Source organism: Thiomonas sp. TH-17 (assembly GCF_057473305.1).
This window is the reverse complement of the sequence record NZ_JBYCKI010000075.1, coordinates 1-25386: the sequence shown is the minus strand read 5'-3', so window position 1 is coordinate 25386 and position 25386 is coordinate 1. Positions and strand designations below refer to the sequence as shown.

The 25386-nt window shown below is 64.7% G+C and carries 20 protein-coding genes, 1 tRNA gene, 1 pseudogene and 1 riboswitch; of the genes and pseudogenes, 10 read left to right on the top strand and 12 right to left on the bottom strand.

What is annotated here, in order from left to right:
• Positions 1–35 precede the first annotated feature (35 nt).
• Positions 36–599 carry a peptide-methionine (S)-S-oxide reductase MsrA gene (gene msrA, locus AC2VLV_RS04965; protein WP_486988921.1) on the bottom strand — a complete coding sequence of 188 codons (564 nt, stop codon included), beginning with the start codon at positions 597–599 and terminating at the stop codon, positions 36–38.
• Between the two features lie 139 nt (positions 600–738).
• On the opposite strand from msrA, the gene AC2VLV_RS04960 reads away from it, so the two are divergent.
• The gene (locus tag AC2VLV_RS04960) at positions 739–1257 is read left to right on the top strand and encodes a copper chaperone PCu(A)C (RefSeq protein WP_486988920.1); all 519 of its coding nucleotides are present in this window, start codon (positions 739–741) and stop codon (positions 1255–1257) included.
• Positions 1258–1549: 292 nt separating this feature from the next.
• Here AC2VLV_RS04960 and ubiD read toward each other — a convergent pair whose 3' ends face one another.
• A complete protein-coding gene (gene ubiD / locus AC2VLV_RS04955) occupies positions 1550–3103 on the bottom strand; it encodes a 4-hydroxy-3-polyprenylbenzoate decarboxylase (RefSeq protein ID WP_486988919.1) in 1554 nt (517 codons plus the stop codon).
• 305 nt (positions 3104–3408) lie between these two features.
• Here ubiD and AC2VLV_RS04950 point away from each other — a divergent pair, with 305 nt between their 5' ends.
• Both AC2VLV_RS04950 and glyA read left to right on the top strand, forming a co-directional pair.
• Complete coding sequence (locus tag AC2VLV_RS04950) at positions 3409–4278, top strand: transglycosylase SLT domain-containing protein (RefSeq protein WP_486988918.1); 870 nt, start codon at positions 3409–3411, stop codon at positions 4276–4278.
• A 21-nt stretch (positions 4279–4299) separates the two neighbouring features.
• Positions 4300–4405: riboswitch (ZMP/ZTP riboswitch) on the top strand.
• An 89-nt stretch (positions 4406–4494) separates the two neighbouring features.
• Positions 4495–5742 (top strand): serine hydroxymethyltransferase, encoded by a 1248-nt coding sequence (gene glyA / locus AC2VLV_RS04945; protein WP_486988917.1) that lies wholly within the window; start codon positions 4495–4497, stop codon positions 5740–5742.
• On the opposite strand, the gene AC2VLV_RS04940 is transcribed toward glyA, so the two are convergent.
• Entirely contained in the window at positions 5730–6467 is a 738-nt protein-coding gene (locus AC2VLV_RS04940) for a GNAT family N-acetyltransferase (RefSeq protein WP_486988916.1), read from the bottom strand. The two genes, glyA and AC2VLV_RS04940, sit on opposite strands and share 13 nt — an antisense overlap.
• 30 nt (positions 6468–6497) lie before the next feature.
• Entirely contained in the window at positions 6498–10532 is a 4035-nt protein-coding gene (putA, locus tag AC2VLV_RS04935; RefSeq protein ID WP_486988915.1) for a trifunctional transcriptional regulator/proline dehydrogenase/L-glutamate gamma-semialdehyde dehydrogenase, read from the bottom strand.
• A gap of 155 nt (positions 10533–10687) precedes the next feature.
• Between putA and AC2VLV_RS04930 the strand changes: the two genes are divergently transcribed.
• Together AC2VLV_RS04930 and AC2VLV_RS04925 are read left to right on the top strand one after the other, a co-directional pair.
• The gene (locus tag AC2VLV_RS04930; protein WP_486988914.1) at positions 10688–11161 is read left to right on the top strand and encodes a cyclic nucleotide-binding domain-containing protein; all 474 of its coding nucleotides are present in this window, start codon (positions 10688–10690) and stop codon (positions 11159–11161) included.
• Positions 11162–11369: 208 nt separating this feature from the next.
• Positions 11370–12791: an HDOD domain-containing protein gene (locus AC2VLV_RS04925; protein WP_486988913.1), complete on the top strand. Its 1422-nt coding sequence runs from the start codon at positions 11370–11372 to the stop codon at positions 12789–12791.
• Positions 12792–12798: 7 nt separating this feature from the next.
• Here the strand turns inward: AC2VLV_RS04925 and AC2VLV_RS04920 are convergent.
• Together AC2VLV_RS04920 and AC2VLV_RS04915 are read right to left on the bottom strand one after the other, a co-directional pair.
• A pseudogene (locus tag AC2VLV_RS04920) lies at positions 12799–13346 on the bottom strand (LysE family translocator).
• 135 nt (positions 13347–13481) lie between these two features.
• Positions 13482–13558, bottom strand: a tRNA-Ile gene (locus tag AC2VLV_RS04915).
• Between the two features lie 177 nt (positions 13559–13735).
• Here AC2VLV_RS04915 and AC2VLV_RS04910 point away from each other — a divergent pair.
• The 4 genes from AC2VLV_RS04910 (at position 13736) to AC2VLV_RS04895 (ending at position 17093) form a co-directional block, all read left to right on the top strand.
• Positions 13736–13957: a (2Fe-2S)-binding protein gene (locus AC2VLV_RS04910; protein ID WP_486988912.1), complete on the top strand. Its 222-nt coding sequence runs from the start codon at positions 13736–13738 to the stop codon at positions 13955–13957.
• A 154-nt stretch (positions 13958–14111) separates the two neighbouring features.
• The gene (bfr, locus tag AC2VLV_RS04905) at positions 14112–14594 is read left to right on the top strand and encodes a bacterioferritin (RefSeq protein WP_486988911.1); all 483 of its coding nucleotides are present in this window, start codon (positions 14112–14114) and stop codon (positions 14592–14594) included.
• 83 nt (positions 14595–14677) lie between these two features.
• Positions 14678–16129, top strand: coding sequence for an MFS transporter (locus tag AC2VLV_RS04900; RefSeq protein WP_486988910.1), 1452 nt, complete (start codon positions 14678–14680; stop codon positions 16127–16129).
• A 61-nt stretch (positions 16130–16190) separates the two neighbouring features.
• Entirely contained in the window at positions 16191–17093 is a 903-nt protein-coding gene (locus AC2VLV_RS04895; RefSeq protein WP_486988909.1) for a D-hexose-6-phosphate mutarotase, read from the top strand.
• 12 nt (positions 17094–17105) lie between these two features.
• Here AC2VLV_RS04895 and AC2VLV_RS04890 read toward each other — a convergent pair whose 3' ends face one another.
• The 4 genes from AC2VLV_RS04890 to AC2VLV_RS04875 form a co-directional block, all read right to left on the bottom strand.
• Entirely contained in the window at positions 17106–18008 is a 903-nt protein-coding gene (locus AC2VLV_RS04890; RefSeq protein WP_486988908.1) for an OmpA family protein, read from the bottom strand.
• A gap of 14 nt (positions 18009–18022) precedes the next feature.
• Complete coding sequence (locus tag AC2VLV_RS04885; protein WP_486988907.1) at positions 18023–18616, bottom strand: helix-hairpin-helix domain-containing protein; 594 nt, start codon at positions 18614–18616, stop codon at positions 18023–18025.
• Between the two features lie 114 nt (positions 18617–18730).
• Positions 18731–20446 carry a GMC family oxidoreductase gene (locus tag AC2VLV_RS04880; RefSeq protein ID WP_486988906.1) on the bottom strand — a complete coding sequence of 572 codons (1716 nt, stop codon included), beginning with the start codon at positions 20444–20446 and terminating at the stop codon, positions 18731–18733.
• Between the two features lie 7 nt (positions 20447–20453).
• Positions 20454–21974, bottom strand: a complete 1521-nt coding sequence (locus AC2VLV_RS04875) for a CoA-acylating methylmalonate-semialdehyde dehydrogenase (protein ID WP_486988905.1) — start codon at positions 21972–21974, stop codon at positions 20454–20456.
• Between the two features lie 210 nt (positions 21975–22184).
• Here AC2VLV_RS04875 and AC2VLV_RS04870 point away from each other — a divergent pair, with 210 nt between their 5' ends.
• Positions 22185–23126, top strand: coding sequence for a LysR family transcriptional regulator (locus tag AC2VLV_RS04870; protein ID WP_486988904.1), 942 nt, complete (start codon positions 22185–22187; stop codon positions 23124–23126).
• 10 nt (positions 23127–23136) lie between these two features.
• Here AC2VLV_RS04870 and AC2VLV_RS04865 read toward each other — a convergent pair whose 3' ends face one another.
• Positions 23137–23928 carry a HesA/MoeB/ThiF family protein gene (locus AC2VLV_RS04865; RefSeq protein WP_486988903.1) on the bottom strand — a complete coding sequence of 264 codons (792 nt, stop codon included), beginning with the start codon at positions 23926–23928 and terminating at the stop codon, positions 23137–23139.
• Between the two features lie 25 nt (positions 23929–23953).
• The coding region (locus AC2VLV_RS04860) for a S41 family peptidase (protein WP_486988902.1) at positions 23954–25386 on the bottom strand (1433 nt) is incomplete at its 5' end.

Below are 25386 nucleotides of genomic sequence, written 5' to 3'. Positions count from 1 at the left end.
GCCCACGCGCGGGCTGCCCGCGGCCTGTACCGCGCTCATGCACCCTTACGCAGCAGGGCGGCGTATTGGCGGCGCAGCTTGTCGACCTTCGGCGCAATCACCGCGGCGCAGTAGCCCTGATAAGGATGGTGCGTGAAATAGTCTTGATGTTCGGGCTCGGCGGGGCTGTAGTTCGCTTCCGGCGCGATCTCGGTCACGATGGGGTCGGTGAAAAGCGCCTGATCGCGCAGACGCTGCATATAGGTGCGCACTGCGGCGAGCTGGGCTGCGTCGTGGGTGTAGATGCCCGAGCGGTATTGCGTGCCGACATCATTGCCCTGCCGGTTCAAAGTGGTGGGGTCGTGCATGGCGAAAAATACGTCGAGCACCGTGTCCAGACTCAGCACGTCGGGGTCGAATTCCAGGCGGATCACTTCGGCATGGCCGGTCTGCCCCGTGCAGACCTCACGGTAACTGGGGCGCAGCGCCGTGCCATTGCTGTAGCCGCACTCCACGCGCAGCACACCGCGCAGGGGACGGTAAGCGGCGTCGAGGCACCAGAAACAACCGCCAGCGAGGGTGATGCGCTGGGGCAATGCGGGCAGATTGAAGTCGGTCATGGGGCGAGAGTCGTGAGTGCGGCAATTTGCCGCGGTCTGGGGATTGTCGGAGGCTGACAAAATGCACGCCTTTTCTGTGGCGATTTTCGCTGACAATCCGCTGAGACGTTGTGCGGTTGTAAATATAGGGAGTTACTTGATGAAGAGTCTCAATTTGACACGTCGCCAGGCACTGGTGATGACTTCTGCCCTGCTGATGTGTGCCGCCGCTCCGGCCGCGCTGGCGCAACGCCCAGGGGATATCGAAGTGACACGAGCGCAGGCGCTGCCGTCGATTCCCGGTGCGCGCAATGGCGGCGGATTTCTGACTCTCGTCAACCACGGTAAGCGCGATGACAAGATCGTGGCCGCCGCCTCGCCCGTCTGCGGCCATGTTGAGCTGCACACCATGAGCATGGAAAACAACATCATGCGTATGCGCGAGGTCGGCGATATTCCGGTGCCCGCAGGCAAGACCCTGCGCATGCAGCCGGGCAGCGGCTATCACCTGATGTTCATGGACTTGAAAGCGCCGCTGAAAGTGGGTGAGAGGGTGCCGGTGACGGTGAAATTCGCCCACGGCGGGCAGATGGAGCTGCAACTCAAGGTCGAGCCTCGCGACAAGATTGCGGGCGATGCGCCCATGCCGGGCAAGGGAATGCAGGGCGGCATGCACTGATAAGCCCGCACACCCCTGAAAACAAAGCGGGCCGCAAACCTGGAGGAATGCGGCCCGGGGGTCCGACAGTCGGGTTTGCTGCCGCCTGTCAAGCTCATGCAGGGATGCATGATGGGGGTCTAACAACAAATCGGGTTCCACCCGATCTGTTTGCCGTAGCAGCTGCACTGCAACGACGAATTAAAGGTACGCCTCATGCGTTGTCTGCGTCAAGATGAAACATGACTGCGGCAAGGGGGTATGGTTGAACCACCCGAACAGCTTCTGCACAAGGCCTTGAATTCATTTCGTTTCATGTCGTAGTCGGGCGCGCCAGCAGGGCACCGATCAAGCCTTGCATGCGTATCTGCGCCTGGGTATCCGGCACGATGGCGCGGCCCCATTCGCGCTGAGTCTCGCCCGGCCACTTGTGGGTGGCGTCCAGCCCCATTTTTCCGCCCAGGCCCGACTGCGGCGAGGCGAAGTCCAGATAGTCGATCGGCGTGTTGTCTACCAGCAGCGTGTCGCGCACCGGGTCCATGCGGGTGGTGATGGCCCAGATCACGTCGTTCCAGTCGCGGATGTTCACATCGTCGTCAGTGATGATGATGAATTTGGTGTACAGAAACTGCCGCAGAAAGCCCCAGATGCCAAACATCACCCGCTTGGCGTGCCCGGCGTAGGCCTTGCGGATGGACACCACGGCGAGCCGGTAGCTGCAGCCCTCGGGCGGCAGATAGAAGTCCACGATCTCGGGGTATTGCTTCTGCAGGATGGGCACGAACACCTCGTTGAGCGCCACGCCCAGCACGGCGGGCTCGTCCGGCGGCTTGCCGGTGTAGGTGGAGTGGTAGATCGGCTGCTCGCGATGGGTGATGCGCTCGACCTCGAACACCGGAAACCAGTCCTGTTCGTTGTAATAGCCGGTGTGGTCGCCGAACGGGCCTTCGAGCGCGTGGAGATAGCCGTTTTTTTCCATCAGCGGCACGCCGGTTTCGCTCTCGCCCTTCCACCCGGCTGGTACGGGCGGCAGATGGCCTTCGAGCACGATTTCCGCCGAGGCGGGAACCTGTAGATCGAGCCCCACGCAGCGAGCCACCTCGGTGCGCGCCCCGCGCAGCAGGCCCGCGAACTGGTATTCGCTCAAGGTGTCGGGTACGGGCGTGACCGCGCCCAGCGTAGTGGCCGGATCGGCGCCCAGCGCAACGGCCACAGGGAAGGGCTGCCCAGGATTGGCCAACGCGAATTCCCTGAAATCGAGGGCGCCGCCTCGGTGGGCCAGCCAGCGCATGATGAGCTGGCGGCGGCCGATGCGCTGCTGGCGGTAGATGCCCAGATTTTGCCGCTTGCGGGGTTGCGGTACGTTTTGCGGGCCTCGCGTGATCACCAGTCCCCAGGTGAGCAGCGGCGCCACGTCGCCCGGCCAGCAGGTCTGCATCGGCAGGCGGTTCAGGTCGACGTCGCTGCCTTCCAGCACGACCTGCTGGCAGGCGGGGCGCGAAACGGCGCTCGGGCGCATGTCCCACACGGCTTTGACCAGATGCATCAATTCGCCCGCATCTTTCAAACCTTTCGGCGGTTCAGGCTCCTTCAGGCGGGCGAGCACTTCACCGATGCGGCGCAGCTCGCTCACGTCTTGCGCCCCCATACCCAGCGCCACACGCTGCGGCGTGCCGAACAGATTGCCCAGAACCGGCATGGTGTAGCCCGTCGGCTTTTCAAACAACACCGCCGGCCCACCCCCGCGAAGCAGGGCGTCGCAGACCACCGTCATGTCGAGATGCGGCGATACGGGCTCGGCCGTGCGTCGCAGCAGGGAAAGAGTCTCCAGTTGGGAGAGAAAGTCGCGCAGATCCCGGTATTTCATATAACCAATAGAAGTGAAAGAGAAGACCTTATGCGTTGACTGGGAATAACGACGTTCCTAAAATTCGATCCGTGTTTGCCCTAAGTGCCTGGACTCAGGCGGGCAACACACTCGCCCCGAAGCACGCCTTGCCGCGAACGACACAAAGATCGAACGCAGCAATCGATGCAGGCCTTTCTCAAAGGCTGCATCTTAGGCCGCCGGGCTCCCTTGGTGAGCCTGTGCTGTCGGATCTGTGCCCTTGGGAACTGGCGCTGGCTGTCCTCCGACACCGCGGCAATTCCGCTCAGACACAGGAGTGTTCCATGTTGAACGCCATGCAATCTTCCCTGCCGCGCGCACGTCGGCTGGCGGGAGGATTTTGGGAATTGACCCACCAGACTTTGATGATGGTGGGCTTGTTTGTGGTGGCCGGCGGTGCGTATCTGTACTTCCAGCCTCAAGCGATGACGACCCTGGACCACGGCCTCACGCAGTGGGTCATGGCGCGCAAGACGGCGTCTGACGAACTTCAGGCGCTGGCGCAAAAGCCGGCCGACGCCCTGCTGCCCGTGGCGCAGGCTGAGCCAACGCCGGGCAATGGCCTGCCGGTGCTCACGCCGCAACAGCGCACGGTCTCCAACTGGCTGGCGCGGCGCTACAGCATTGCACCTAATGCCATGGCGCAGCTCGTCAGCGCCGCCTGGACGGTCGGTCGCCAGCAAAGACTCGATCCTCTGCTCATTCTGGCGGTGATGGCGGTCGAGTCTTCGTTCAATCCTTATGCGGCCAGCGGCGTGGGCGCCACCGGCCTCATGCAAGTGATGGCCAACGTGCACCGCGACAAGTTCGCTCCCTTTGGCGGGCCGCAAGCCAGTATCGATCCGCTGGCCAATATGCGCGTGGGCGCACTGGTGCTCAAGGATGCCATCCAGCGCGGCGGTTCGGTGCGCGTGGGTTTGCGCTATTACGTTGGCGCCACAACCGAAGCAAGCGAGGGCGGCTACGCTAACAAGGTGTTGGCCGAGCAGGCGCAGCTCGAACGTGTAGCCGGCGTAGCGCCCAAGCAGGTCGCAGCGCCGATGACGGCCAGCGCGGGCCAGGTCGTGGCGCCGCATGCGGCGCCTGCTGCGGCCAAGGCGACCGTGGCCACCGAACCATCACGGATTGAACAAAAACACGCCTCTCTGACCTGAGCGCCGCGTTACCGTTACCATCTTTACCTGCACGACTGGCGATAGAGACCGGCAACACCCGCGGTCTCGAGGTGGGAAGAACCACCGGGGAGTGCTGGACTTTAAGCCGTTCGCCTGGGCCAGCGCCATCGCTGTCAATGATCTTCATCAGCCCAGGCTTGCGCACTTCCACAACTTGAAGGAAGCTGGCGCGGGCCGTTCAGACGGAAATTCGCCATGTTCGACCGCCGCATCACCATCGCCCAGACCGACCCCGAGCTCTGGGCCGCCATTCAGTCCGAAAACCAGCGCCAGCAAGACCACATCGAGCTGATCGCCTCGGAAAACTACACCTCGCCCGCCGTCATGCAGGCGCAGGGCTCGCAACTCACCAACAAGTACGCCGAGGGCTATCCCGGCAAGCGCTATTACGGCGGCTGCGAGTTCGTCGACATTGCCGAGCAACTGGCGATCGACCGCGTCAAGCAGCTCTTCGGCGCCGAGGCGGCCAATGTGCAGCCCAACTCAGGCTCGCAGGCCAATCAGGGCGTGTTCTTCGCCCTGCTGCAACCCGGCGACACCATCATGGGCATGAGCCTGGCCGAGGGCGGGCACCTGACCCACGGCATGGCGCTGAACATGAGCGGCAAGTGGTTCAAGGTAGTGAGCTACGGCCTGGACGCGCAGGAAGAGATCGATTACGACGCCATGGAGCGTCTGGCGCACGAGCACAAGCCAAAACTCATCATCGCCGGGGCCAGTGCTTATAGCCTGCGCATCGATTTCGAGCGCTTCGCCAAGGTGGCCAAGGCCGTGGGCGCCTACTTCATGGTGGACATGGCGCATTACGCCGGCCTGATCGCCGCGGGCGTCTACCCCAATCCCGTGCCTCATGCCGATGTGGTGACCACCACCACCCACAAGAGCCTGCGCGGCCCGCGCGGCGGCGTGATTCTGATGAAAGAGCAGCATGCCAAGGCCATCAACAGCGCGATCTTCCCCGGCATCCAGGGCGGCCCGCTGATGCATGTGATTGCGGGCAAGGCGGTGGCGTTCAAGGAGGCGCTCGCGCCTGACTTCAAGGCCTATCAGCAGCAGGTGCTGACGAATGCCCGCGTGCTGGCCGAAACGCTGACGCGACGCGGTCTGCGCATCGTCAGCGCACGCACCGAATCGCACGTCATGCTGGTGGATCTGCGTTCCAAGCGCATTACCGGCAAGGAGGCCGAGAAGGTGCTGGGCGAGGCGCATCTCACGGTCAACAAAAACGCCATCCCGAACGATCCCGAAAAGCCCTTTGTGACCTCGGGCATCCGCGTGGGCTCGCCAGCCATGACCACGCGCGGCTTCAAGGAGGCCGAGGCCGAGAAGACCGCCAACCTCATTGCCGACGTGCTCGACAACCCGCAAGACGCGGCCACGCTGGAGCGAGTGCGCGCCGAGGTGAAGAAGCTGACCGACGCGTTCCCGGTTTATTCCGCCTGATCGGTAGTAGGGCGCCCGAGGGCGGCGGCGGTGAGTGCCGACAGGCGCTCGCGCTGTCGCCCTTTTTCATCGAAGTTTTCCGCGGCCAGCCAGCGCTTGAAGGCACTCCTCAGTTGCGGCCATTCCCCGTCGATGATGCTGAACCACGCGGTGTCGCGGTTGCGGCCTTTGACCACGGCGGCTTGGCGGAATACCCCCTCGAAGCTGAATCCGAGCCGCTGCGCCGCCTCACGCGAGGCGGCGTTGAGCGCATTGCATTTCCATTCCAGTCGGCGGTAGCCCAGTGCAAAAGCCTGGTCCATCAGCAGGAACAGGGCTTCGGTTGCCGCGCGCTGACGTTGCAACAGCGGCGAGAAGTAGAGGTGGCCGATCTCGATGCTGCCAGCCGCCGGGGTGATGCGCAAATAGCTGGCCAGCCCGGTGGCGCGGCCAGTGCCTGAATCGACGATGGCAAAGAACTGCGGATCCTGGCCCAGGCAAGTGGCCTGCATCCAGGCCTGGTAGTCGAGCGCCGAGGCGAACGGGCCGTAGGGCAGATAGTTCCAGCCGTCGCCGCGGGCATCCAGGGTCTGCGCAGCGTAGAGGTCGGCGGCGTGGCGCTGCGGGTCGGCGGGTTCCAGCGTGCAGGTCGCGCCGATCAACGCGGCTCTCGCGGGTGGGGGCGGGGCGGCAAATCCGGGGACGGGCTGGCCGAGTGCGGTGGTGGATTGCGGGTGGGTTGGCATGGAGGCTGGTCGTTGTTTCTGAGGGGGCGGTCAGCCCAGGGTCATGAGTTGTGCGTTGCCGCCCGCTGCAGCGGTGTTGACGCTCAGGCTTTGTTCATGCACCAGGGCGGTGAGGTCCATCATCGCACCGTCTGCAAGCTGGGCTGGGCGCAGGCTTTCGATGCGCAGAATCAGGCCGTCGCGCTGCGCCAGTTGGTCTTGCAGGCGGGCCAGGGCGTCGGCGTCGCCCTCAAACAAGACCACGCTCAATTCGGGCAGGGTGTCGTGCCGGGCTGGGGGGCTGGAGCGCAGATGCGCTTTCACCGCGGGCGGCAGCGCATCCAGAAATGTGGCGAGCGGGCTGTCGGGGCTTGGCGCTTCAATGAGGGCGAGGTTGCCCGTGGCGAGCGTGGCGGCGATGTGATGCACCAGGCCCAGCACCGTTTGCGGTAGGCACCACACGCCGCCGCTACGGGGCAGGAGCCGGTAGCGGTTGGATTCTCCCGTCGGCCCAGGCAGGGTGTAGGCCGTGTTGATCGGGCTGTGGGCGAGATAGTGTTCGCACGCAGCCAGCGCGCGCGTCGTGTCCTCGTCATCCAGATTCATCGTGTGATTCTGCAGGGCGGCCAGCAGATCGCGCAGTACAGCGAGGCTTGCAGGTTCTGCGGTGATCTTGCTGCACTCGGCGGCTGCGGCCGCGAGGTTGGCGGGCAGCCCGCCGTTGGCTTGCGGCAGGGGCTGCACCAGCCGGTGCAGGTAGAGCGGGCCGCCGGCCTTGGGGCCGGTTCCCGAACGGCCCATGCCGCCGAAGGGTTGCACGCCGACCACGGCGCCGATGAGATTGCGGTTGACGTACACATTGCCGGCGTGAATGCGCTCGCTCAGCTCGGCAATGGTTTCGTCGATGCGGCTGTGCACGCCGAAGGTCAGGCCGTAGCCGGTGGTGTTGATGGCGTCGAGCACCGCGCCGAGTTGCTCACGCCGGTAGCGCAGCACATGCAGTACCGGGCCGAACACCTCGCGTTGCAGGCGGTCGATGGTGTCGATCTCGATCAGCGTGGGGCGAACGAAGGTGCCCAGCCCGCCGCTTTCATCGCGTCCCAGCCGGGTGACGGAAAGGCCAGCGGCCTGCATGCGGGCGATATGGGCTTCGAGGTTGTCGCGGGCCTCGGCATCGATGACGGGGCCGAGGTCGGTGTGCATGCGGTCGGGGTTGCCCAGGCTCCAGTCGTCCATCGCGTCCCGGATCATGCCGATCACCCGCTCGGCCACGTCTTCCTGGATGCACAGCAGGCGCAGGGCCGAGCAGCGCTGACCGGCCGAATCGAAGGCCGAGGTCAGCACATCAGCGACCAGCTGCTCGGCCAGTGCGGACGAGTCGGCAATGAGCGCGTTCTGCCCGCCGGTTTCGGCGATCAGCACAATGGGGCGGCCCTGCGGACTGAGCCGCTGCGACACGGTGCGCGAAATCAGTTGCGCCACTTCGGTGGAGCCGGTGAACATCACCCCGGCCACAGCCGGATGCGCCACCAGCGCTGCGCCCACCGTGCCGCCGTCTCCGGGAACGAGCTGCATCGCATCGGTCGGCACGCCGGCTGCGTGCAGCGCGCGCACCAAAGCGGCGGCGATGAGAGCGGTCTGTTCGGCGGGCTTGGCCAGCACCGCATTGCCTGCCGCCAGCGCGGCAGCCACCTGGCCGCAGAAGATGGACAGCGGAAAATTCCAGGGGCTGATGCACAGCACCACGCCCAGCGGACGATGGGTCGCGTTGTCGAACTGCGCCGCCGTCTGCGCGGCGTAGTAACGCAGGAAGTCCACCGCTTCGCGCACCTCGCCGATGGCGTTGGGCAGGGTTTTGCCGGCTTCGCGCACGATCAGCCCGAGCAAGTTCTGCATCTGCTGTTCGAGCGCGTCGGCCGCGCGCTGCAGGCAGGCGGCGCGTTCGCCGGGCGGGGTGACTTGCCAGATCGGCGCAGCGCTCTGGGCGCGGCGCACAACTTCGTCCACTTCTGTTCGGGTCGTCTGGCGCACCCAGCCGACCTGGTCGCGCGGGTCGGCGGGGTTGAGTACCGGCGTCCAACCTTCGACTGCGGCCTGCGCGCCATCGTTGGGCGGCTGTTGATCTGTGACGGTAGGCGACGCGTAGGCCATGTGCTGCGCACTGCGCAGCAGCGCGGCGCTGAGCGAGGCCAGCTGCTGCTCGTTCGCCAGATTCAGCCCGGCGGAATTCAAACGCGCCTGCGCGCCCTGCCCGAAAAACAGTTGCCGCGGCAGCGGAATACGCGGATGCGGTGCGCCGAGTACGCCGGTTTCCACGGCAATCGCGCGGGCCTCGTCCACGGGGTCAGTCACAAGCTCGGACACAGGAACGGCGTCGTCGCCGATGCGGTTGACGAACGAGGTGTTGGCGCCGTTTTCAAGCAGACGTCGCACCAGATAGGCGAGCAGGGTATCGTGCGTTCCCACCGGGGCGTAAATGCGGCAGGGGCGTGCCAGCTTGCCCTCGCTGGCCGGGCCGACGACCTGGTCGTACAGCGGCTCGCCCATGCCGTGCAGACACTGAAACTCGTATTGCCCCGCGTAGTAATTCTCCCCGGCCATCTGCACGATGGACGCCACCGTCTGCGCGTTGTGCGTGGCGAATTGCGGATAGGCCGCGTCTGGCGCGGCCAGCAGTTTGCGGGCGCAGGCCAGGTAAGACACATCGGTATGCACCTTGCGGGTGTAGACCGGATAGCCGTCGAGCCCGTCGATCTGCGCACGCTTGATCTCGCTGTCCCAATATGCGCCCTTCACCAGCCGCACCATCAGCCGACGCCCGCTGCGCCGGGCGAGATCGATGAGATAGTCGATGACGAAAGGACAGCGCTTTTGGTAAGCCTGCACCACGAAGCCGATGCCGTTCCAGCCCTTGAGAACCGGGTTGAAGCACAGGGCTTCGAGCAGGTCGAGCGAGAGTTCCAGCCGGTCGGCCTCTTCAGCATCGATATTGATGCCCACGTCGTAGCGCCGCGCCAGTTCGACCAGGGCGGTCAGGCGGGGCAGCAGTTCATCCATCACCCGTGCGTACTGGGCCCGGCTGTAGCGGGGATGCAGCGCGGAGAGTTTGACCGAAAGCCCCGGCCCCTCGAAGATGCCGCGTCCGTGCGAGGCCTTGCCAATGGCATGCAGGGCCTGTTCATAAGCGGTGAAGTAACGCTGCGCGTCGGCCTCGGTGATCGCCGCCTCGCCCAACATGTCGTAGGAGTAGCGGAAACCCTTTTTCTCCTGCGGACGGCTGTTGGCCAGCGCCTCCGCAATGGTCTGCCCGGTGACGAACTGCTCGCCCATCAGCCGCATGGCGCGCTGCACGCCTTGGCGGATCAGCGGTTCGCCCCCCTTGCCGATGAGCCGCGACAGCGCGCTGGCCAGACCTTTCTCGCTGGTGGTTGCCGTCAGTCTGCCGGTCAACATCAGCCCCCAAACGGCCGCATTGACGAATACCGACGGCGAGTGACCGAGGTGCGCCTGCCAGTCGCCCCGACTGATCTTGTCGCGTATCAAGGCATCGCGGGTGGCGTTGTCGGGGATGCGCAGCAGCGCCTCGGCCAGACACATCAGCGCCACACCTTCCTGGCTGGAGAGCGAAAACTCCTGCACCAGGGCTTCCACGCCGCCCATTTCTCGCCTCGTTCGCACGCCTTCGACCAGCCGCTCGGCCAGTTGCCGGACGGCCGCGCGCTGGCCGGCGTCTGGAATCTGCGCCAGCTCGATCAGCATGGGCAGACATTCCGGCTCTGGCCGATGCCAGGCGGAGGTGATGGCCGTGCGCAGATCGGTCTGCGGCAGCACATTTTGCGCCCAGTCGAGAAAAGGGGTGGGCGAGGTTGCACCTACAAGGTCGTTTTGAGATGCGACGGGTTGCGACGATTCTTCGGCCGAGCCCAATACGCCAAGAGAAAACTCGCCACGCTCGATGCGCTCGACCATGTTCAGCGTGGCCTGCTTGATGAGCCAGTGCGGTGTACGCCCCAGCCGGTCTGCGGCGAGCCGTACGCGCTCGCGCAGGGCGTCGTCCATTTTGATGCCGGTCGTAGTTGCACCCATTTTCGTTCCTCTCGCGTGATGGGTTGCAATTATTGAGCCGGGGTGCAACCAGCGTATCGGGGATAACGCTTATTTCGATATGTTGAGGTGAGTCAACACTAATTTTTGAGGAGGGCATGCAATGGTTAGGTTGACGCAACCCAAGGAGTTCTGCCATGCCATCCGCCTCTACCCTGCGCGATCTACAGACCCGCACCATTTTGTCGGCCCTGCAGCCCGAACAACTGGAACGCCTGCTCTCCCATGCCACCGAGGAGCAGATCCCGGCAGAGGGCGTGATCTTTCTGCAAGACAAAGAGGCCGACGCCTTCTACATCGTGCGCGAGGGCAGGGTGCAGGTTCAGGTGCCGGCCATCAACGGCCCGGGCGTCGAGGTGCAGGCGCTGGGCGAATGGGATGTGATCGGCTGGTCCTGGCTCATTCCCCCTTATCGCTGGGCGTTTGAAGCCAAGGCGCTCACCCCGGTCACGCTGCTGCGTTTCGATGGCAAGGCCATCCTGCAGGAATGCGAGGGCGACCCCGCTTTGGGTTACGCCCTGATGAAAATTTTCGCCGGACTCATGTCCGAGCGCCTGCGCGCCGCCCGGCTGCGCATGATGGAAAGCTGGGCGCCGCCTGGCTGGGCTTGATGAGGGTCAGATCGGCTGGCGCGGCTGCCTTGAAAACACAAAAAATCTGGAATTCAGGCGCCTGCTTTGGCCTCTGGCCAAGTAAAGCCGTTAAATTGTGAACTATTCGGCGGGCTAAAAAGCCTAGACGGTAAACAATCAAAGAAGTTCCAGTCTGTGGTGAGCCTGCCCGATTGCACCCTTCCATTTGCATTGACCCCTCGATTTCATGCCCCTACCTCAATCTGATTTCACAGCGTCTTCCATTACGTTTCGAGGGTTTGGCCAGGCCATTGCCCAGCAAAACCTGCCGGCCTTTGGCCAGACCATGCAGGAAGTTTTCGCCGCCACTGAGAACGACAGCCTTTCCGGTCAGCAGATCGCAGAAATCATTCTGCGCGACCCAGCCTTGACCTCCAGCCTGTTGCGCGTCGCGAATTCGGCGGGCATGGGCTATGCCGGTCAAAACAAGGTGCTCACCGTCAGTAGAGCCGTGGTCGTCATGGGCCACAATGCCATTCGCTCGCTCTGTATTTCGGCCCTCGCAGTCGAGAGCATGCCGGAGAACGGCCCGTTTCGAGCTCGCCTTCTGGCCGCTTTGGGCACGGCCTTGCATGCGGCGGTGCAGGCCAAAGACCTCGGTTTGCGCAAGGGGTTACGGCGCGACGAGGCTGAGCGGCTGTTTCTTGAGGCGCTGATGGGGCGCATCGGAGAGCTGGCGTTTTGGTGCTTTGGCGGCGAATTCGCGGAACGTGTGGATGAATTGCTCAAATCCGGAGTGAGTCCGGAACTGGCTGAGCAATCGGCATTGGGCATGTCGCTGCGGCAGTTCAGCCACGATCTGCTGCGTGCCTGGAATCTCGATGCGGTGATCAGAGACAGTGCGGAAGTCGCCGTTGCCGTGCAGCTGGGCCGAGCCGCCCAGCTGGGCTGGTCGAACCCCGAGGCGCGTCAGGCGGTCCAACATGTCGCGGCCCTGTTCCGGCAACCCGAGGCCGAGACGCTGAAACGACTGCAAAGCAATGCCGAACAAGCCAGTCAGCTGGCGGTAGTTCTTGGCGCTGGAGCTGCCACGAAGTGGATTCCGGCAACTCCGGCGTCGACCGACGAAGAGTCCGTAGATCAACCGACGGAGCCGCCCGAGATGCGGGCGGCCGAACCGACGGCCGACATGGCCCTGCAACTGCGCATGCTGACCGAGATGAACGCCGTTGCCGTCAGCCGCAAAGAATTGCCCATGCTGTTCGAGGCCTGTCTGGAAGGGCTGCATCGCGCTGTCGGCCTCGACCGTTGCGTGCTTTGCCTGACGACGCCCGCCAGAGATCGTTTGCTGGCGCGTCTGGGGGCCGGCTCCGGTGTGGCCGATTTGCGGGCGCGCCTCCAGCTGCCCTGGTCGGCCACGCTGGAAACCCAGCTTCAGGCGGGAAACGTGCGCAGATTCTCGGCCGAGCAGCCGCCGCCCGATTTTTTGCTCCAGGCCACGGCTGTGCACGACTGTTTGATGGCCACGCTGACCGTGGATCAAAAAATCATCGGCCTGTTTTATGCCGATCAACAGACCACGCAGCGGCCCTTGACGGCTGAAATCTTCGACGGCTTCAGACGATTTGTCACCCAGACGGAGCTCATCGTGCGCGGTCTGCCACGCTGAAGTGCTCTCAGACCCTCTGCAGACGCAGCAGACTCAGACCGAACGCACAGAACACCGAGCCCGATGCTCGTTGCGGCCAGCCCGAAGCGAACCAGGCGTTCAGCCGCTTGCGCGCCAGTACGGCCAGCCCCGCATAGGTGCTCAGCGCCAACAACGAAATCGCCATGAACGTCAGCGTGAGCGCCAGATATTGCGGGCCGAGCGGGCGCGTGGCGGTGAGAAACTGGGGAAACAGGGCCGCGATGAACACGATCGCTTTCGGGTTGCTCAACGCCACCATCAAACCCTTGACGTACAACTTATGCGGTTTGTGCGCAACGTCAGCCGTCTGAACCGCCTTGGCCTGCGCGCCAGCGGGGCGCCGAGCCGAATGACGCCATTGCTGCACGCCCAGCCAGATCAGATAGGCGGCGCCGCGAACTTCACCGCGGTGAAGGCCAGTTCGGAGGTCTGGAGTAGGGCGTTCAGCCCCAAGGCGCTGAATGTCGCCAGCACCAGCAACCCGGTGATATTGCCCAGCGAAGACAAGACCGCGTGCCGCCAGCCATGGTGCATGGCGTTATGGATGGACAACATGACCGCAGGCCCCGGTGCGAACGAGGCGGCCAGCGCAAAGCTGATGAACAGCAGGTAAGTCGTCCAGCTTGGCATCGCGGGGTGGAGCGCAATCGGCTGCGTCTGGGTTAAGTTTGGTAGGCCGTGCTGGGCTCGAACCAGCGACCAAAGGATTATGAGTCCTCTGCTCTAACCAACTGAGCTAACGGCCCAACTTGTTGGATTGCGCGGGAATATCTCGCGCAAAGGGGACATCTTAGCGGGCTTCAGGGGGTGATGTGGGTGAGCGAGGGCTGGCCATATCCTGACGCGCCGTGGGGGAAGATTGACAATCATTCGCAATAAGCAGATGATGCGACTTATTCGTATTTGCTGGGGATTGAGCCGCCATGTTCGTCTGCATTTGCCGCAATGTCACCGATGGTCAGATTCGTCAGGCCATGCGCGAACATGACTTGTGCAGCCTGCGCGAGGTGCGGGAGCATCTGGGCGTTGGTTCGCAGTGTGGTCGGTGCGCGCAATGCGCCAAACAGGTGATCGCCACGGAGCTGGAACGCCAAACGGAGTTGGCCGAGAGCCGCCGGTATGTGCCGATTGCGGTGGCGGCTTGATCATCCTTGCCCGCTGGGGCGGATGTCAGGCGCCGCTGCAATATCGCGCTTGTGTCGCGCTTGAGACACCCTTTTTCACATCTGGAATGAGCGGCGCGACTACGCTTGCTCTCTGGAACTTTCCGTAGTCCACAAAACCATCAGGAGGCGCAGTATGAAAGGCGATGCCAAGGTCATTCAATATCTGAACAAGGCGCTGAAGGTCGAACTCACCGCCATCAATCAGTACTTTTTGCACGCCCGCATGTACGAGAACTGGGGTCTGAAAGATCTGGGGGAGCATGAATACAAGGAATCCATCGAGGAGATGGGACATGCCGACAAGCTGATCAAGCGCATTTTGTTCCTCGACGGGCTGCCCAATCTGCAGGATCTCGACAAGCTGCGCATCGGCGAAAACGTGCCGGAGTGCATGGAGTGCGATCTCAAGCTCGAAGAGCATGGCCGCACGCTGTATGTCGAAGCCATCGCCCACTGCGAATCGGTGCGGGATTTCGTGTCTCGCGACATTCTCACCGACATCCTCGATGACACCGAGGAGCACATCGACTATCTGGAAACGCAGATCAAGCTGTGCAAGAGCATGGGGCTGCAGAACTATCTGCAGACCGCGGCCGGCGAGATCGGCGGCGACTGAATCGCGCTTTCCGGCCCGGCTTGGCCGGGTCATGATTGTCGAGCGGCCTGAGCCGCTCGCGCCGTTTCTGACCAGTGCTCTGTGTGTCGCAACCCCTCCATTCGTCCTCTTCCACGGTACCCGATGACGCCGTCGTCAGCCGCGCCGCGTTCGTGCAGCTGTTTGCCGCCGTCATGTTGCCGATCTTTCTGGCTGCGGTCGATCAAACCCTGCTGGCGGCCGCCACACCAGCCATCGCGCGTGATCTGGGCGACTTTGCCGATAGCGCCTGGATTGCCGTGGGCTATCTGCTGGCCTCCACCATCATGGCGCCGTTGTATGGACGTCTCGGAGACCGCTATGGCCGCCGCGATGCGCTCATGGCGGCGCTGGGCCTGTTTGCGCTGGGTTCGCTGGCCTGCGCCGCAGCGCAGGGCATGTGGTGGTTGATTGGCGCGCGGCTGCTGCAGGGTCTGGGCGGTGGCGGGCTGATGGTGATGAGTCAGGCACTCATCGGCGAAGTGGTGCCGCCGCGCCAAAGGCCGCGCTTTCAGGCGTATTTCGGCGTGGTGTTCGTGCTGGCCAGCGTGACGGGGCCGGTTTTGGGCGGCCTGGTCGTCAGTCACTTCAGCTGGCGCTGGTTGTTCATCGGCAATCTGCCGCTGGCCGCGCTGGCGGTATGGCGGGTGTCTCGCCTCCCGGCCAGCGCGCGCTATGCGCAACCGGGGCAGTCGCACGATGCCCTGGGCGTGTTGTTGTTCGCCGCCTCGGCTTCCACTCTGCTGTTGTGGCTCACGCTGGCGGGGCACCGTTTCGCCTGGGCTTCGCTGCCCAGCGCGCTCATGGCGGGGACGGCATTGGTGCTGGGCATAGTGCTGTTCTGGCGCGAGCGGCGGCATCCCCACCCATTTCTTCCCCTTGAGTTGCTTCATCTGCCCGCGATCGGATGGACGGCCGCCACCATGGTGCTGTTTGCGGCGGGCTTGTTCGCTCTGGTGTTTTTTCTGCCGGTTTATCTGCAGGTGGGGCACGCGACTGGCGCGGCGCACGCGGGCCTGCTGCTGTTGCCGCTCACCGCCGGGCTGGTGCTCGGCTCAAACGCCACGGGTCGCCTGGTCGCGCGCACGGGCCGTCCCGATGTGCCGGCGCGCTGGGGGCTGAGCGTTGCGGCGATTGCGCTGGGCTTGCTGGGCGTGGTGCCTGCGGCGCCGTGGGTCATCGGTGCGCTGGGGGTTGCGGCGGGGCTGGGATTCGGCACGGTGATGCCGACGGCGCAACTGGTGGTGCAGACGGTGGCGGGTCGCAGCCGGTTGGGCGCCGCGGCGGCCACGGTGTCTCTGGCGCGCTCCACCGGGGCGGCCGTGGGTACCGCCGTTTTTGGTGCGCTGGTGTTCGGCCTGACATCGAGTGCCGATTTGCAGGCCGCTCTGCACACGGCAGACCCCGCCGCGACTGAGTCGGTGATTCGCGCCTTCCATCTGGCGTTTTTCTGCGCCGGCGGGCTGACGCTGCTCGCCGCCTGGACCTCCACCCGGGTGCCGCGCGTGGCGATTTGACGGCGAGCGCCCAGGTCGGTGGAAAATGTCATTTCCCTTCCCACTCGCAACCGCCGCCGCCATGCACAACCCCGACTCGCTCAGCCGTTTTTCCATCCCCGGCCAACTTCAGTTCCATGCCCATCCAACCGGGTTGATCTTCGCTGAAATCGACCATGCCGCAGGCGTGGCCAGTCTCTGTCTGCAGGGCGCTCATCTCACCAGCTTTCGCCCCAAGTCGCAGCCGGAGCCGGTGGTGTGGGTGTCTGAAGCGGCGCGCTATCTGCCAGGCAAGTCCATTCGTGGCGGCGTGCCGGTGTGCTGGCCCTGGTTCGGGCCGCACGCCAGCGAGAGCAGTTTTCCGGCTCACGGCTTTGCCCGCACCGTGCCCTGGGCGGTGGTGGACAGCGGGGCGTCGCAAGGCGCGACGCACCTCACGCTGCAACTGCAGCCGTCAGATGCCACCCGCGCGCAATGGCCGCATGACACGCCGGTTTCCCTGCGCATCCGCGTGTCGGAAGTGTTGGAGATGGACCTGATCACGTACAACGCCACCGCGCAGCCCGTGCCGCTCAGCGAGGCGCTGCACACCTATTTTCAGGTCGGCGACATTACCGAGGTGCAATTGCTGGGGCTCGATGGCCGCAGCTACCTCGACAAGACCGAGGCCTTCGCCCGCAAGCAGCAACAGGGCGCGGTGCGCTTTGCCGCCGAAACTGACCGGGTGTATGTGGACACATCGGCGGAATGCGTCATCGTCGATCCGCTGCTGCAGCGGCGCATTCGCATTGCCAAGCAGGGATCGGCGTCCACCGTGGTCTGGACGCCGTGGGAGCAGAAAGCCGCCGCCATGGGCGACTACACCGCGCGGGGCTGGCGCAACATGCTGTGCGTGGAGTCGGCCAACGCCGCAGACAACGCCCTCACGCTGCCGCCCGGCGCGACGCATACTCTGAGCGTGCGCTACAGCGCCGAAGCGCTGTGAGCGGCTCGGCGGCTATTGCGCGTTGAACACGCTCACGTCCACCCGCCGGGCCTGGGCCGGATCGCCCGATCCGGTGGTGTTTTGCGGCTTGCGCAGTTCGGTCTGCGCTTCGGGTACGCCGGCGGCGACCAAGGCCGCCTGCACCGCCTGGGCGCGGCGCTTGGACAGTGCGGCGTTCAGGGCCGCGCTGCCGCTGCTGTCGTGATAGCCGGAGATCGCTGCCTTGCTGTCCGGGTGCGCCTTCAAATAGGCCACCACTTTGTTCAGCTCGGCGGCGGTCTGCGGCGGCAAAGCCGATTTACCGACCGCAAAATACACCTCTACAACCGGCGGTACAGTGGCTGTGGCCGCCGTGGCGGGAGATGATTCGGGGTTTGAAGGCGCAGCAGCCGGCGTGGACGAAGCCGGGGAAGGTGCGGCGGCCACGACCTGCAGCTGGTTATCCAGCGTGACCTGCTGGCCGAGCAAAGCCTGCAGCGATGTGCCCAGCTGCGCCCTGGCCTCGGCGCTGTCGACGTTGCCGCGCAAGGTGACCTGGCTGGCGTCGCCCGAAATCTCGATGTGATCGCCCTGTTTGAGCAGGGCGTCGAGCTTGTCGCGTTGATCCCACCAGCCCACGGCGGCGGTCGCGCCAGCCACTTGCAAGCCCTGCGCGGCACTGACCGTGAAATGGAACGCCTCTGCGGGCGCGGAAGCCATCGGCGCTGAAGCTGGAGCTGCGGATGTCGCCGCATCTGATGGGGTCGGTTTGGGCGTTTCCAGTGCGGCCACCGCGCCGTTTGCAGGCTGGCAACATGGCGTCGCGGTGGGGCCGAGGCCTGCAAACCACAGAATGGCCAGCAAAATCACCAGGGCGATGGCGATGATCTGGGACCAGAACGTGTACCAATGGACATCGAGCTGTCGCGCTTCCATCGTCGTCTCCGTCCTCAGGCTTTGTCGCCGTCCGCATGGCGGGGCACGCCGCCATCGAGCGCGTCCTGCAGGGTCTTGAGTTCGGTCCAGCGGTTGTGCGCGGCCAGGTTGGCCTGCTCAGGCCAGGTGGTGGGCACGGCCATGCGGAAATGCGGCCCGGCTTCTTGCAGGATGGCGGCAATCCGGTCTACCGGAGTGGCGGCCAGTTCGGCGAACGTCTGAATGCCGCGCGCCGTGAGCAATTCGGCAATCTTCGGTCCGATGCCTTCGACGATGGTCAGATCGTCAGCCGAACGCAGGCGGAACCCGGCGGCGGCAGCAGCCGCCAGATCGAGGGTGGGTGGAATGGGTGAAGCGGGTGGGGTGGGGGCGGCAGCAGCCGGAGGCGGTGTCTGTGGCGGAGGCGGAACCGGCGCTGCGGGCACGGGGGGCACCGCGGGCGCAGGCTTGGGCGCTGGAGGGGGTGGCACAGGTGCGGGCGCGCTCGTCTGGAAGCTCGTCGGGGCGGGAGGCGTCTTGCGAATCAAGCGCCAGAGCAGCCAGTTGAGCAGCCACCCGACGAGAACACCCAGCAGAAACCACCAAAAGCAGCATGAAAACGCGTGCATCGCATTGATCCTCAGCAAGCTTGATCAGGAACCCAGGTCGCAAGCTACGAAAAATCAGATGGCGAAACAATCACTGCAAAGCGGGTTTTTCGTTTTGAGACGTCAATATGGGGCTCACCCCCCGCGATTTGGTGGGTTCGGCGGGGTGGGCTGCGCAGCCGCATCGGCGCGGATCCAGCGTGCGGCTTTCTCGGCGATCATCAGCGTCGGGCTGTTGATGTTGCCGCTGGGAATGCGGGGCATCACCCCGGCGTCGACCACGCGCAGCCCGGCCACCACGCCGCCGCGGCCATCGCGAAGGCGCAGCCGCGTATCCACCACCGCATCGGGGTCGTCGACCCGGCCCATGGCCGTCGTTCCTGCCGGATGGAAGATGGTGGTGGCAATGTCTCCAGCCAGGCGGGCCAGTTCGGCATCGGTTTGAAACTGCGCGCCCGGCTTGAACTCTTCCGGTGCGTAGCGCGCCAGCGCCGGTTGCGCCACGATGCGGCGGGTGAGGCGCAGGCTGTCGGCCGCAACCTGACGATCCTCGTCGGTGCTGAGATAGTGGGGCGAAATGGCCGGTGCATCGGCAAAGCGCGGGCTTTTGATCTGCACCGTTCCGCGGCTGCCGGGGTTGAGATTGCAGACGCTGGCGGTGAAGGCATCGAAGCTGTGCAGCGGTTCGCCGAAAGCGTCCAGGCTGAGCGGCTGCACGTGGTACTGAATATTGGGGTGGACGTACTGCGCGCTGCTGCGGGTGAACACGCCGAGCTGGCTGGGCGCCATGCTCATCGGGCCGGTGCGCCTGAGGGCATATTCCAGACCGATCATCGCCTTGCCCCAGCTTGACGCCGCCCGCGTGTTGAGCGTGCGCGCGCCCTTCACCTTGAACACGGCGCGGATCTGCAGATGATCCTGCAGATTGGCGCCCACGCCCGGCAGGTCGATCAGCGGGGTGATGCCGTGTTGCTGCAGCAGCGCCGCAGGCCCCACGCCCGAGAGCTGCAGGATTTGCGGCGAGCCGATGGCGCCCGCGCTGAGCAGCACCTCGCGGGTGGCGTGCGCCGTGATTTTTTCCTGGCCTGTCCACACCTCGGCGCCAGTGCAGCGTGGGCTGCCGTCTGGCGCGGTGTCGAACAGCAGGCGGGTGACGTGGGCACCATTCCAGAGTTCGAAGTTCTTGCGGCCATAGCAGGTCGGGCGCAGAAAGGCCTTGGCGGTGTTCCAGCGCCAGCCGCCTTTCTGATTGACCTCGAAATAGCTGACGCCCTCGTTGCTGCCGCGGTTGAAGTCGTCGGTGGCGGGAATGCCGGCCTGTTGCGCCGCCTGGGCGAAGGCATCAAGGATGTCCCAGCGCAGACGTTGCTTTTCCACCCGCCATTCACCGCCATGGCCGTGCAGCGCGGCGAAGGACGGATCGTTGGCGCGGTCGGCGCTGGCATCGCGGCGCCAGTGGTTTTCATGGGCGATGAAGTCGGGCAGGCAGGCGTCCCAGCGCCAGGCCTCGTCGCCGGTAAGGGCGGCCCAGGCGTCGTAGTCGCGCGCCTGGCCGCGCATATAGATCATGCCGTTGATGCTGCTGCACCCGCCCAGCACTTTGCCGCGCGGATAGCGCAGGGTGCGGCCGTTGAGTCCGGGGTCGGGCTCGGTCTGGTAGAGCCAGTCGGTGCGCGGGTTGCCGATGCAGTACAGATAGCCCACCGGAATGTGAATCCAGGGGTAGTCGTCCTTGCGCCCGGCCTCGATCAGCAGCACGCGCTTGTCGGCATCGGCGCTCAGGCGGTTGGCCAGCAGGCTGCCCGCGGTGCCCGCGCCGATGATGATGTAGTCGAAGGTGGTATCGGCCACGCTGCGCTTACTTGGACGTGGGCATGACGAACTCGGCGCCCTTGGGGGTGCTTTCCGGCCAGCGCTGCATGATGCTCTTCTGCTTGGTGTAGAAGCGCACGCCTTCTTCGCCATAGGCATGCATGTCGCCAAACAGGCTGGCTTTCCAGCCGCCGAAGCCATGCCAGGCCATGGGCACCGGAATGGGCACGTTGATGCCCACCATGCCGGCCTGGACACGGCGGCCGAACTCGCGCGCCACGTGGCCGTCGCGCGTGAAGCAAGCCACGCCGTTGCCGTAGGCATGCGCGTTCACAAGCTCAAGCGCCGAGCTGAAGTCGGGCACGCGCACGCAGGACAGCACCGGGCCGAAGATTTCTTCCTGATAGATGCGCATGTCGGTTGTGACCTGATCGAACACCGTGCCGCCGATCCAGAAGCCTTTTTCATGTCCGGGCACGGTATGGCCGCGACCGTCCACCAGCAGCTTCGCGCCTTGCTGCACGCCGGAGTCGATCATGCCGGTGATGCGCTCGCGCGCTGCCTCGGTGACGATGGGGCCCATCTCGGCGTCGAGCGCCATGCCGTTCTTCACCTTCAGCGCCTGCGTGCGCTCGACCAGCCGGGGCAGAATCTTGTCGGCCACGTCACCCACGAGTACGCCGACCGAGATGGCCATGCAGCGTTCGCCGGCCGAGCCGAAGGCGCTGCCGATCAGCGCGTCCACGACTTGGTCGAGGTCGGCGTCGGGCATCACCACCATGTGGTTCTTGGCGCCGCCCAGCGCCTGCACGCGCTTGCCCTGGCGCGCGGCCTCTTGTGCAATGTGATGCGCCACCGGGGTCGAGCCGACAAAGCTGATGGCCTTGACGTCCGGGTTCGCCAGCAGGGCGTCGACCGCCACCTTGTCGCCCTGCACGACGTTGAACACGCCGTCAGGCAGGCCGGCCTGTTTGAGCAAATCGGCCATGAGCAGGCTGGGAGACGGATCGAGCGGGCTGGGCTTGAGCACGAAGGTATTGCCCGCCGCGATGGCCACCGGGAACATCCACATCGGCACCATGCAGGGGAAGTTGAACGGGGTGACGCCGGCCACCACGCCCAGTGGCTGGCGCATGGTCCAGTTGTCGATACCGGTGGACACCTGCTCGGTGTAGTCGCCCTTGAGCAGTTGCGGAATGCCGCACGCAAACTCCACGATTTCGATACCGCGCGTGACCTCGCCCTGCGCGTCGGTGAACACCTTGCCATGCTCGGCGGTGATCATGGCGGCCAGGGTGGCGCGGTGCTGGTTGAGCAGATCGAGAAACTTGAACATCACCCGGGCGCGGCGCACAGGCGGCATGTCGGCCCATTTCGGAAACGCGGCGTGTGCGGCGGCGACGGCGGCATCCACCTGGGCCGCATCGGCCAGCTCAACCTGGCGCGATACCGCACCCGTGGCCGGGTTGAATATGGCCTGCTTGCGCGCGCCTTCGGCCGAGACGATGCGGCCAGCGATGAAATGCGCCGCATCAGCGGCGCCAGTGAACGGTTGGGGTGCGCCCATGAGCGAGTCTCCTGTGAACGGAAAATGAGGGAATGCAAACAAGTCTAGGAGTCGTCCGCTCCTTTGCATAGCGATCTAAACTGACAACATTGTTTTGAAAAACAAACAATCACCTCATGAGAAAACGCCGGGCCGCCCCAAGTTTTCTCATCCCCCTCGGGGGGCCTGACGCGAACGCGGCAGGTCTGGGGGCACCCTCAGGAGATCGCCATGTCCACCGTTTCGCCCCCGCGTGACGACTTGCTCTGGCAGCAAGTGCACTGGCTGGGCGCCATTGCCGCTCAGGGCAGCCTGACGGCTGCCGCACAGCGCCTGGGCGTGTCCAAGGCGGCGGTGAGTCAGCAGCTTGCCGCACTGGAGCGCCGTATTGGCGTGCCGCTGGTGCGCCGAACCACGCGCACCCTGCGTCTGACCGAGGCCGGGCAGCGACTGGTGGACGAGACTGCGCCGGCATTCGCCCACATCGTGCGCAGCGTGGGGGCGGTGCACGATCTGGCGGAAACGCCGCGAGGTCTGGTGCGCGTGACCGCGCCTGTCGCCCTGGGACGCCAGCATGTAGCGCCGCACTTGTTGAGCTTTCTGCGCAAGTATGCCGATATTCAGGTGGAGCTGGAGTTGTCGGACCGGCTGAGCAATCTGCCGCAGGAAGGCTTCGATCTGGCCGTGCGCCATGTAGCCGCGCCGCCCGATAACCATGTGGCCTGGAAACTGTGCGACACGCGCTCGCTGCTGGTGGCCAGTGCGGCCTATCTGCGTCGGCACGGCCAGCCGCAACATCCTGCAGAACTCGCGCAGCATGCCTGTCTGACCTATTTGAGGCCCGGAGCGGCGGTGTGGATGTTCGAGCAGCCAGGCGCCAAGGACGCAGAGCCCCAGCGCGTGCGCGTCACCGTACAGGGGCCGCTACGCGCCAACACCAGCGAAGTGCTGCGCGAGGCGGCACGCGCCGGCCTGGGCATCGCTCTGGCGCCCGACTTCAGCCTCGACCTGGGCGGGCGCTCATCCACTCTGCGAGCAGTGTTGCCTCAATGGCGGGCCGTGGGGTTTTTCGGGCAGGCGATCTACGCGATCCGCCCATGGAGTCCGAATACGCCCCGCGCGATCCAACTACTGGTCGCGCACTTGCGGCAGGCGTTGGCAGCGGGGTTTTGACTGCTGGTGTTTAGTCGTGAAGGTGAAGGTCGCCGCAGACCGCACATTGCGGGTTGCGCCGCAGGTTGATGGTCTGGAAATCGGTGTCCAGTGCATCGATCAGCAACAGCTTGCCGCGCAAGGTTTTGCCGGTTTGACTGAGGATTTTCAGCGCTTCAACGGCCTGCAGGCTGCCGACCAGACCGACCAAAGGCGCGAGCACGCCCATGGTGGCGCACTGCACTTCTTCCACCGGCGCATCTGGTGGAAACAGGCAGGCATAGCAGGGCCCGCGCTCGCCCTGCGTATCGCACCGGGTGTCGAACACGCTGACCTGACCCGCAAAGCGGATGGCCGCACCGCTGACCAGGGGCACGCTGCGCGCGACGCAGGCGCGGTTCAGCGCCTGACGGGTGGCGAAGTTGTCGCTGCAATCCAGGGCAACGTCTGCGGCCGAGACGAGTTCGTCGAGCAGGGCTGCGTCAGCGCGGCGGGCGATGACATCGACTTCGATATGCGGGTTGATCTGTCGCATCGCCTCGCGGGCAGAATCGACCTTGCGCTGTCCGATGCGCGCCTCGGTATGGGCGATCTGCCGCTGCAGGTTGGTCAGGTCGACCGTATCGTCGTCGACCAGGGTGATGCGGCCGACTCCCGCACTGGCCAGATAGAGTGCTGCGGGCGAACCCAGGCCACCGGCGCCGAGAATGAGGGCGCGGCCCGCGCAGATGCGCTCCTGGCCTTCGATGCCGATTTCGTCGAGCAGGATGTGCCGTGAATAACGCAGCAGTTGGCGATCGTCGAGAGACATGCCAGATGCCATCGCCCTCTCGGACGATGGCTCGTCCTTACTTGCTCTTGGTGGCGCCGCTGGCGTCGGCCTTCGGGCCGCTGGCTGCGGCCGACGTGGCCGGGGTCTTCGCCTTGGCGGTGTTGGCCGGGTGCTTAGCCGTAATGACCGGTTTGCCTTCCAGATAATTCATCGCCTGCGTCACCTGCCAGTCTTCCTTGCTGCCGTACTCGGGCAACTTCGGCAACTTGTTCGGGTCTTTCTGGAGTTCGGCTTCGAGCAGACGCCGGGCTTCTTCCTGCTTGCGCACGTCGTCCTCGACCCGTTTGGAGTCAGCCGACTCGCTGCCGGTGCCGATCTGGTTCTTGTAATCGATCTCGCGCATGCGCAGCGCGGCGTAGGGGTCGCCGCTCTCCAGCGGATCGACTTCATAGTTCGGGGTGATGCCCTTGCCCTGGATCGACTGACCGTTGGGGGTGTAGTAGCGCGCCGTGGTGAGCTTGAGCGCGGTGTCGGGCCCAAGCGGCAGCACGGTCTGCACCGAGCCCTTGCCGAAGGACAGCGTGCCCATGACCACCGCTCGTTTGTAGTCTTGCAGGGCGCCGGTCACGATTTCGGAGGCCGATGCCGATCCGCCGTTGATGAGCACCACCAGTTTCACCGTCTTTACGCCCGCGGGCAGGGTGTCGAGCGGGTTGTCACCAGCGCGGCTGAGGTAGTCGCTCGGGGTGTTGCGGTAGGTGGAGTTGGCCTCGGGCATCTGGCCCTTGGTGCTGACGATCACGGCGTCGTTCGGCAGGAACACCGAGGCCACGCCCACGGCGCTTTCGAGCAGACCGCCCGGATCGTTGCGCAGATCGAGGATGAGCCCCTTCATGTTCGGGTCTTGCTTGTAGAGCGCGTCGACCTTGTTGACAAAGCTATTGAGTGTGTCGGACTGGAACTGGGTGATACGAATCCAGCCATAGCCCGGGGCGATCATCTTGCCCTTGACGCTCTGCACCTGAATCAGCTCGCGGGTCACGGTGAAGGTGAGGGTGCGGTTTTCCGACTTGCGCAGCACGGTGAGGGTGACCTTGGTGCCCGGCTTGCCGCGCATGAGTTTGACCGCGTCGCCCAGGCTCAGTCCCTTGACGGCGGTGTTGTCGATACGGGTGATCAGGTCGCCCGCATGAATGCCGGCCCGAGCAGCAGGTGAGCCCTCGATGGGCGACACCACTTTCACCAAACCATCTTCGGCGGCGATTTCGATGCCCACGCCGACGAATTTGCCGCTGGTGCTTTCCTTGAAGTCCTTGAAGTTCTTTTTATCCAGATATTCCGAGTGCGGATCGAGATTGTTCACCATGCCGTTGATGGCGTTTTCGATCAGTTTCTTGCCCTCGACCGGCTCAAAGAAGTCGGCCTTGATCAGCCCGTACACGGCAGCGAACTGCTGCAGTTCTTCCAGCGGAAGCGGCGAAACGGTGTTGCGCGCTAAGGCCTGGACTT